Genomic DNA, 7,995 nt, shown 5'->3' with positions numbered 1-7,995 from the left:
GTCCCGCCCGCCGCTATGTACTCAGCTCCCAGGGGCAGTCGTCCCTGGGCAACGATTACCTCGACATCGCCAGCCTGGCGCTCAGGCAGCTCCAGGCCGTCGCGGGCGACGAAGCCGTCCGCCAGTTCGCCGTCGACCGTTTCTCCGAAATGGAAGCCCGCTACGCACCCGAAATCGAGCAGGCCGGCCCGGACATCACCGCCAGGGCCCGGGCGCTCTCAGCGGCCCTGAGCCGCGACGGCTTTGTGGCCTCGGCCGCAGAAATCCCGGCCAAGGCCCCTTTGCCGGCGGCCCTGTCCAGTGTCCAGCTTTGCCAGGGACACTGCCCCATCCAACAGCTCGCCGCCCAGTTCCCCGTCTTCTGCGACGTGGAGACCGAGGTATTCGCAAGGCTGGTGGGCGTCGATGTCCGCCGGCTTTCCACGCTGGCGCGCGGCGGTCACGTCTGCACCACCCATATACCTACAGGCCGGCTGGCCGCCGGAGGATCTCATGTCCCCCGGACCGCCACCGCCAGCCTGGTTGAAGTAAACAACCATCAGCAAGAAAGGCCGTGATGACGGACCAACTATCAGAGAAAGCGGTAGCCGAAGACACTGTGATCTCCGAGATTCTTGAAAAGAATCCCGAGCTCCACGGCATCGGCACGTACGAGTACGGCTGGTCCGACAAGAACGACGTCGGCGCCAACGCCCGCCGCGGCATCAACGACGAAGTGGTCCGGGACATCTCGGACAAAAAGAGCGAGCCGGAATGGATGCTCGACCTTCGCCTGAAGGGCCTGAAGTACTTCGACCGCAAGCCCATGCCCACCTGGGGTGCAGACCTCTCCGGCATCGACTTCGACAACATCAAGTACTTTGTGCGCTCCACGGAGAAGCAGGCCGCCACCTGGGAGGACCTGCCCGAGGACATCCGGAACACCTACGAAAAACTGGGTATTCCGGAAGCTGAGCGCAGCCGCCTGGTATCCGGTGTGGCAGCACAGTACGAGTCCGAGGTGGTGTACCACCAGATCCGTGAGGACCTGGAACAGCAGGGCGTCATCTTCCTGGACACCGACACCGCGCTGCGCGAACACCCGGAGATCTTCCAGGAGTACTTCGGCACGGTCATCCCGGTGGGCGACAACAAGTTCGCTTCGCTGAATACGGCCGTCTGGTCCGGCGGATCCTTCGTTTACGTTCCCAAGGGCGTCCACGTGGACATCCCGCTGCAGGCGTACTTCCGCATCAACACCGAGAACATGGGCCAGTTCGAGCGGACCCTGATCATCGCGGACGAGGACTCCTACGTCCACTACATCGAAGGCTGCACGGCTCCGATCTACACCTCGGACTCGCTGCACTCCGCCGTGGTGGAAATCATCGTCAAGAAGGGCGCCCGCGTCCGCTACACCACCATCCAGAACTGGTCCACCAACGTGTACAACCTGGTGACCAAGCGTGCCATCTGCGAAGAGGGCGCCACCATGGAATGGGTCGACGGCAACATCGGCTCCAAGGTCACCATGAAGTACCCGGCTGTGTACCTGGTGGGTGAGCACGCCAAGGGCGAGACCCTGTCCATCGCCTTCGCCGGCGCCGGCCAGCACCAGGACACCGGCTCGAAGATGGTGCACATCGCACCGAACACCAAGAGCTCCATCATTTCCAAGTCAGTCGCCCGTGGCGGCGGACGTGCTGCCTACCGCGGCCTGGTCCAGGTCCGCGAAGGTGCCAAGCACTCGGCCAACACCGTGCGCTGTGACGCGCTCCTGGTGGACACCATCAGCCGTTCTGACACCTACCCGTACATCGACATCCGTGAGGATGACGTGGTCATGGGTCACGAAGCAACCGTTTCACGGGTCAGCGAAGAACAGCTCTTCTACCTGATGTCCCGCGGCATGCGCGAAGACGAGGCCATGGCGATGATCGTCCGCGGCTTCATCGAGCCGATCGCCCGCGAACTCCCCATGGAGTACGCACTTGAGCTGAACCGCCTGATTGAACTGCAGATGGAAGGGTCCGTCGGATAACGATGACTGAAATCACTACTGAAAAGGCCCGCATCGGCGCCCCCTCAGCCCAGCCGTTCATTAACGGCTTCACCGAAGAAGGCGAAAGCCTGTCTCCGATCAACGCGGCAGCTTCGAAGGCACCCCTTGCCGGCGAAGCAGTCAAGCGCCATTCGCACGGCGGCGGCGTGGGCGTTCCGGACAGCTCGCGCGCCGGCCGCCTGACCTCCTACAAGCTGGCGGACTTCAAGCCGCTCACCGGCCTGGAGGAGGACTGGCGGTTCACCCCGCTCAAGCGCCTCCGCGGCCTCCACAGCGAGGTCCTGAAAGGTGCGGCCCCGTCCGTCACCGTCAGCGGCCCCGAGCAGGTCACCGTGGAGACCGTGTCCCGTGATGACAAGCGCATCGGGTCCGCCGGCATCCCGGAGGACCGTGTGTCCGCCAACGCCTGGGAGAACTTCAGCGAAGCCACCGTCCTGACCATCCCGGCCGAGTTTGAAGCCGGCACCGAGATCAACGTGGTCATCACCGGCCAGGACACTGTGGCAGCTGCCCAGCACCTGGTGATTGTGGCGCAGAAGTTCTCCAAGTCCGTGGTGGTCCTCGACCACCAGGGTTCGGCTGTTGTTTCGGAAAACATTGAAATTGTTGTCGAAGACGGTGCCGACCTGACGGTCGTCTCGCTCCAGGAATGGAACGACGACGCCGTCCACGCGTCCTCCCAGCAGGCAAAGATCGGCCGCGACGCCAAGCTCAAGCACGTCGTCGTCAGCCTCGGTGGAGACCTGGTCCGCGTCACGCCGTCGGCACGTTTCACCGCCCCCGGCGGCGAAGCGGAAATGCTTGGCCTGTACTTCGCGGACGCCGGCCAGCACCTGGAACAGCGGCTGTTCGTTGACCACGCGGTGGCCAACTGCACCTCCAACGTCCTGTACAAGGGCGCACTGCAGGGCCGCAACGCCCACGCCGTGTGGGTGGGCGACGTCCTGATCCGCAAGGAAGCCGAAGGCACCGACAGCTACGAGGCCAACCGGAACCTGCTCCTCACGGACGGCGCCCGCGCCGACTCCGTGCCGAACCTGGAGATCGAAACAGGCCTGATCAAGGGAGCCGGCCACGCCAGCGCCACCGGCCGGCTGGATGACGAGCACTTGTTCTACCTGATGGCACGCGGCATCCCGGAAGACGTTGCCCGCCGCCTGGTGGTCCGCGGCTTCCTGCACGAGATCATCCAGCAGATCAAGGTTCCCGCCCTCGAAGAGCGGCTGACCGACGCTGTTGAGCGTGAACTCGCCGTGACGAACAACTAGGCGGCCCGGAACACGATGACTGAACAGCCAAAGGGCGAGTTTGTCTGCAAGACGGATGAGATCCAGCTCAAGCAGGCCCTGCGGATCCTGATCGATGACTACCCCGTAGCCATCGTCAAGGATTCCATGGGCGAGATCCACGCCATCGGGGACACCTGCTCCCACGCGGACATTTCACTGTCCGAGGGCGAGGTTGAGGGATGCATGATCGAATGCTGGGGCCACGGTTCCCAGTTCGACCTGCGGAGCGGCGAGCCGCTCCAGCTTCCCGCCTACGATCCGGTACCGGTGTTCGCCGTCGAGATCCACGGCGACGAGGTCTATGTGGACTTCACGAACGTCCTCAACGGAGCAGAAGCCCCGAACTTCAGCTAGCAGCATCAGCCGTCAGCACGGCACACAGCAACAGAACCGAAACTTCCAGATACAGACCGCACCGCAGCCGGAGGGCACGGTGCAGAGGAGAACAAGATCTATGTCTACTCTTGAGATCAAGGACCTGCACGTCAGCATTGACACGGAGCAGGGCACCAAGGAGATCCTGAAGGGCGTCAGCCTGACCATCAAGACCGGTCAGACCCACGCCATCATGGGCCCCAACGGTTCGGGCAAGTCCACCCTGGCATCCACCATTGCCGGCCACCCGCGCTACAACGTCACCAGCGGAACCATCACGCTCGACGGCGAAGATGTCCTCGCCATGAGCGTTGACGAGCGGGCCCGTGCCGGCCTCTTCCTGGCCATGCAGTACCCCGTGGAGGTCCCCGGTGTCAGCATGACCAACTTCCTGCGCACTGCAAAGACCGCCATTGACGGCGAAGCACCCAAGCTGCGCACCTGGACCAAGGAAGTCAAGGACGCCATGGCGCAGCTGCGCATCGACGCCGACTTCGCCCAGCGCAACGTCAACGAAGGCTTCTCCGGCGGCGAGAAGAAGCGCGTGGAGATCCTCCAGCTGGAACTCTTCAAGCCGAAGTTCGCCATTCTGGACGAGACCGATTCAGGCCTTGATGTTGACGCCCTGAAGGTTGTCTCCGAAGGTGTGAACCGTGCCCACGAGACGGGCAACATGGGCACACTGCTCATCACGCACTACACCCGCATCCTGCGCTACATCAAGCCTGACTTCGTCCACGTTTTCGTTGACGGCCAGGTTGTTGAAGAAGGCGGCCCGGAGCTCGCCGACCGCCTCGAAGAAGAAGGCTACGACCGGTACGCCACTGGCGCCGGCGCAGCCACGATCGCCGCCTCACAGGCCTAGTAAGGACTTGCCATGACCGAAATCAATGCGGCCCGCACGGGCCTCGAGGATGTCGAAGAGGCACTCAAGGACGTCATCGACCCCGAACTCGGCGTAAACATCGTCGACCTCGGGCTCCTCTACGGCCTGAAGTATTCCGACGACGACGGCGCCCTGCTGATCGACATGACGCTCACCACGGCCGCCTGCCCGCTCACCGATGTCATCGAAGAGCAGGTCGGCAAGGCCCTGGATGGCGTTGTTGATGACTGGCGCCTGAACTGGGTATGGATGCCGCCTTGGGGTCCCGAGCGGATCACCGATGACGGCAAGGACCAGATGCGGGCCCTCGGCTTCAACATCTGACCTTCCGCCAGCGGAAATCCAAACACGTACGACGACGGCCGGTAACCTTCACAGCGAAGGTCACCGGCCGTCGTCGTTCCCCGCCGGCCCACCGATCCACCGGTGGGCGGAAATCAGAGTGTAGGGGCCGCGAAGGTGTCGCACTGGTTGATGTCGCCTGAGGTGTAGCCCTGGTAGAACCACTTCTGGCGCTGTTCGCTGGAGCCGTGCGTCCAGGCTTCGGGTGACACCCGGCCTGTGGCGGCTTCCTGGATACGGTCATCGCCCACTGCCGAGGCGGCTGACAGGGCATCTTTCAGGTCCTGTTCGGTCAGCGGTTCCAGGAAGGGCTGGCCGCCGTCGGGACCGGCCTGGGTGGTGGCGTAGCGCGTCCACAGACCGGCATAGCAGTCGGCCTGGAGCTCCACCCGGACGGCGCCCGATTCCGGGCCTTGCGGATCCTGCTGGGCCCGGTCGAGGTACCCCAGCACGTTCTGGACGTGGTGGCCGAACTCATGTGCCACTACATATTCCTGCGCCAGCGGCCCGCCGGAGGAACCGAACCGGTCCACCAGTTCCTGGAAGAAGCCGGGGTCGAAGTACGCGGTGGTGTCCGCCGGGCAGTAGAACGGGCCCACGGCGCTGGTGGCCGCACCACAGCCCGTATTGGTTCCCCCGGCGAAGATGACCGTTTCCGGTTGGGGGTACTGGACGTTGTAGTCCTTGAGGTAGGCCGGCCAGAACGCGTTAAGGCTGTTCACGGTTCCGGTGATCCGGCAGTCAAGCCGCGCGTCGGCGTCCGCACCGGTAGCGCAGGCGGGAGCGGTGCCCTGGCTTTGCTCTGCAGTACCGCCGCCGGTCAGGCCTTCAAGGAGGGCAGGGTTGACGCCGAGCAGCGCTGCGATCAGGAGGATAAGGCCGCCGCCGATGCCGCCGCCGATCTTGGCACCGCGGCCCATGCCGCGCCGGTCCTGCACCTGGGAGGGGTCCAGTTGGACATTGTCATTGAAGCTCATAAAGTCACAATAGCCTTTACGGGCGGTCCCTAGCCGAGCCCGGCCGGTAAAGTTGGGACGATGCCTTTTCTCGATAAGATCCAGCGTTGGGCCAACGAACGCCCCGACAACACCGCCGTTGTGGTGGCTGGCCGGCGGCTCAGCTGGGCTGACCTCCGCGACTCCGCCACAGGTGCCGTGCCCGCTTCGGCCGGCGTCACAGTCCTGGCGGAAACAAACTCCATTGACTTCCCGGTCCGGTTCGCCGCTGCCGTAGCCGGCGGACGCCAATGCGCAGTCCTGGACCCCGCCTGGCCCACGGCGCTGCATGAGGAAATTGTGCAGCGGCTGGAAGAGTCGGCGCAGCCTTTTCCGGTGTCCGGAGATGATCCGCTGGCTGACGGGCCGCCGGACTCGACATTCCTGATCGGTCTGACTTCCGGAACCACGTCTGTGCCGAAGGCCTTTACCCGGTCCCGGAAATCCTGGCAGCGTTCCTTCGAGGCATCCATAGAATTCTTCGGCCTCCGCCCGGACGACGTCACCCTTGCGCCAGGCCCGCTGGTATCGAGCCTGAACCTCTATGCCCTCGCAGAGTGCCTGTACGCCGGCTCCGAGTTCCAGACCCTGGAAAGTTTCGACGTCGGTGATGTCCACGCCGCCATCACGCACGACGGCGTCACCCGGCTGGTGCTGGTACCCACCATGCTGCGGCTGCTGAGCGAGCGTGGGCTGACCGGCTGCGTGGACGCCTCCGGAGTGAAAACAATCATCTGCGCCGGTTCCAAGCTCGATGCACGCACCCTCGAAGCCGCACGGCGCTGGGCGCCGAACGCCACCATCTTCGAGTACTACGGAGCCTCCGAACTCAGTTTTGTCTCCGGGGCCGGCCTTGCGGCCGGAGAGCCCCTGGACGCCGGCGGCACCGGGATCGGACATCCGTTCCCCGGCGTCGAGGTCAGGATCCTTGACGACGACGGGTCTGAACTGACCGCCGGCGAGGCCGGCAACATCTGCGTCCGCAGCGGCATGGTCAGCAACGGCTACCTGTGGGGTGACGACGGCCAGGCGCTCCGGTCCTTCGACGGCTGGTTCACTGTGGGAGACCAGGGCTACCTCGCGGACGGAGAACTGCACATCCTGGGCAGGCGTTCGGACATGATCCTGACGTCGGGTAAAAACGTCTATCCGCACGAGGTGGAGCTGGCCCTGGCCTCAATTCCGGGCGTCGCTGCAGCTGTGGCTGCCGGGATGGCGGACGATCTGCGCGGCCAGCGTGTTGTTGCCGGTGTGGTCCCGTCTCACGGCGGAATCACAGCGACCCAGCTCAAGGCCGGGCTCGAAAGCATCCTGCCCCGCGACAAACGCCCCCACCAATACTTTGCCCTGTCCGAACTCCCCACCACCGACCGCGGCAAAGTCAGCCGGAACATGCTGCTGGAGTGGATTGGCTCACGTGACCAGAGGGTACGGCACCTTGAACGCTGATCAGCTGCCGCCCGGCCGGCAGCCGGTGATCATCGCGGCCCGGCGGACGGCAATCCGCCGCGCGAACGGCGCGCTGAAAGACCTGCGTGCCCACCAACTGCTGGCACCGGTCCTGGCGCAACTGCTCGCTGAGAGCAACGTTCCGGCCGAAGCCATCACGGACGTGGTGATTGGCAATGCTGTGGGTGGCGGCGGTAATGTTGCCCGCCTTTCCCTGTTGGACGCCGGGCTTCCGGTCAGCGTGCCCGGCCTGACCGTGGACCGGCAATGCGGTTCAGGACTTGATGCCATTGCCCTGGCAGCCCGGCTGGTGGCCGCCGGCGGCAGCCCGATCTATCTCGCCGGGGGAGTGGAAAGCATCAGCACCGCACCGTTGCGCGCCCACCGGAACGACGACGGCGAACCTGACTTTTTCCCCCGCGCGCAGTTTGTGCCGCACAGCTTCGGGGACCCTGACATGGGTGTGGCCGCCGAGAACGTGGCAGCCCGCTTTGACATCAGCAGGGACCGGCAGGACGCCTTTTCGCTCGGAAGCCACCAACGTGCCGTCGCGGCGGGCAAAGCGGGATTGTTCGACGCCGAAATCACGCAGGTGGAAACGCCGGAGGGAAGCATCAG

Annotated in this window: 8 protein-coding genes and 1 pseudogene; 8 read left to right on the top strand and 1 reads right to left on the bottom strand. The window is 64.5% G+C overall.

The window, feature by feature from the left end:
- From DBR22_RS14850 to DBR22_RS14825, 6 genes are all read left to right on the top strand, one after another.
- Nucleotides 1-557, top strand: a 557-nt coding sequence (locus DBR22_RS14850) for a helix-turn-helix transcriptional regulator (RefSeq protein WP_108599661.1), incomplete at its 5' end; no start/stop codon positions are given.
- Nucleotides 557-2,020 (top strand): Fe-S cluster assembly protein SufB, encoded by a 1,464-nt coding sequence (gene sufB, locus DBR22_RS14845; RefSeq protein ID WP_108599660.1) that lies wholly within the window; start codon nucleotides 557-559, stop codon nucleotides 2,018-2,020. The genes DBR22_RS14850 and sufB, both read left to right, overlap by 1 nt.
- Nucleotides 2,021-2,022: 2 nt before the next feature.
- Complete coding sequence (gene sufD / locus DBR22_RS14840; RefSeq protein ID WP_108599659.1) at nucleotides 2,023-3,309, top strand: Fe-S cluster assembly protein SufD; 1,287 nt, start codon at nucleotides 2,023-2,025, stop codon at nucleotides 3,307-3,309.
- Between the two features lie 15 nt (nucleotides 3,310-3,324).
- Entirely contained in the window at nucleotides 3,325-3,684 is a 360-nt protein-coding gene (locus tag DBR22_RS14835; protein WP_108599658.1) for a non-heme iron oxygenase ferredoxin subunit, read from the top strand.
- Between the two features lie 100 nt (nucleotides 3,685-3,784).
- Nucleotides 3,785-4,570 carry a Fe-S cluster assembly ATPase SufC gene (sufC, locus tag DBR22_RS14830; protein WP_108599657.1) on the top strand — a complete coding sequence of 262 codons (786 nt, stop codon included), beginning with the start codon at nucleotides 3,785-3,787 and terminating at the stop codon, nucleotides 4,568-4,570.
- A 12-nt stretch (nucleotides 4,571-4,582) separates the two neighbouring features.
- Nucleotides 4,583-4,915, top strand: a complete 333-nt coding sequence (locus DBR22_RS14825; RefSeq protein ID WP_108599656.1) for a metal-sulfur cluster assembly factor — start codon at nucleotides 4,583-4,585, stop codon at nucleotides 4,913-4,915.
- A 113-nt stretch (nucleotides 4,916-5,028) separates the two neighbouring features.
- Here the strand turns inward: DBR22_RS14825 and ypfJ are convergent, their stop codons facing one another.
- The gene (gene ypfJ / locus DBR22_RS14820) at nucleotides 5,029-5,910 is read right to left on the bottom strand and encodes a KPN_02809 family neutral zinc metallopeptidase (RefSeq protein ID WP_108599655.1); all 882 of its coding nucleotides are present in this window, start codon (nucleotides 5,908-5,910) and stop codon (nucleotides 5,029-5,031) included.
- 60 nt (nucleotides 5,911-5,970) lie between these two features.
- Between ypfJ and DBR22_RS14815 the strand changes: the two genes are divergently transcribed.
- Together DBR22_RS14815 and DBR22_RS14810 are read left to right on the top strand one after the other, a co-directional pair.
- On the top strand, nucleotides 5,971-7,377 hold the full coding sequence (locus DBR22_RS14815; RefSeq protein ID WP_108599654.1) for a class I adenylate-forming enzyme family protein: 1,407 nt from the start codon (nucleotides 5,971-5,973) through the stop codon (nucleotides 7,375-7,377).
- A pseudogene (locus DBR22_RS14810) lies at nucleotides 7,367-7,995 on the top strand (acetyl-CoA C-acyltransferase); the annotation flags it as partial. The gene DBR22_RS14815 and the pseudogene DBR22_RS14810, both read left to right, overlap by 11 nt.

Origin of the sequence: Arthrobacter sp. HMWF013, assembly GCF_003061105.1 — a bacterium.
GTDB lineage: Bacteria > Actinomycetota > Actinomycetes > Actinomycetales > Micrococcaceae > Arthrobacter.
The sequence above is the reverse complement of the archived record's forward strand: the minus strand, read 5'-3'. Positions and strand labels throughout refer to the sequence as shown.

What these genes read in the sequence shown, in the direction of transcription:
- sufB (WP_108599660.1), top strand. Translation starts at nt 557, where the DNA reads ATGACGGACCAACTATCAGAGAAAGCGGTAGCCGAAGACACTGTGATC.
- sufD (WP_108599659.1), top strand. Translation starts at nt 2,023, where the DNA reads ATGACTGAAATCACTACTGAAAAGGCCCGCATCGGCGCCCCCTCAGCC.
- DBR22_RS14835 (WP_108599658.1), top strand. Translation starts at nt 3,325, where the DNA reads ATGACTGAACAGCCAAAGGGCGAGTTTGTCTGCAAGACGGATGAGATC.
- sufC (WP_108599657.1), top strand. Translation starts at nt 3,785, where the DNA reads ATGTCTACTCTTGAGATCAAGGACCTGCACGTCAGCATTGACACGGAG.
- DBR22_RS14825 (WP_108599656.1), top strand. Translation starts at nt 4,583, where the DNA reads ATGACCGAAATCAATGCGGCCCGCACGGGCCTCGAGGATGTCGAAGAG.
- ypfJ (WP_108599655.1), bottom strand. Translation starts at nt 5,910, where the DNA reads ATGAGCTTCAATGACAATGTCCAACTGGACCCCTCCCAGGTGCAGGAC.
- DBR22_RS14815 (WP_108599654.1), top strand. Translation starts at nt 5,971, where the DNA reads ATGCCTTTTCTCGATAAGATCCAGCGTTGGGCCAACGAACGCCCCGAC.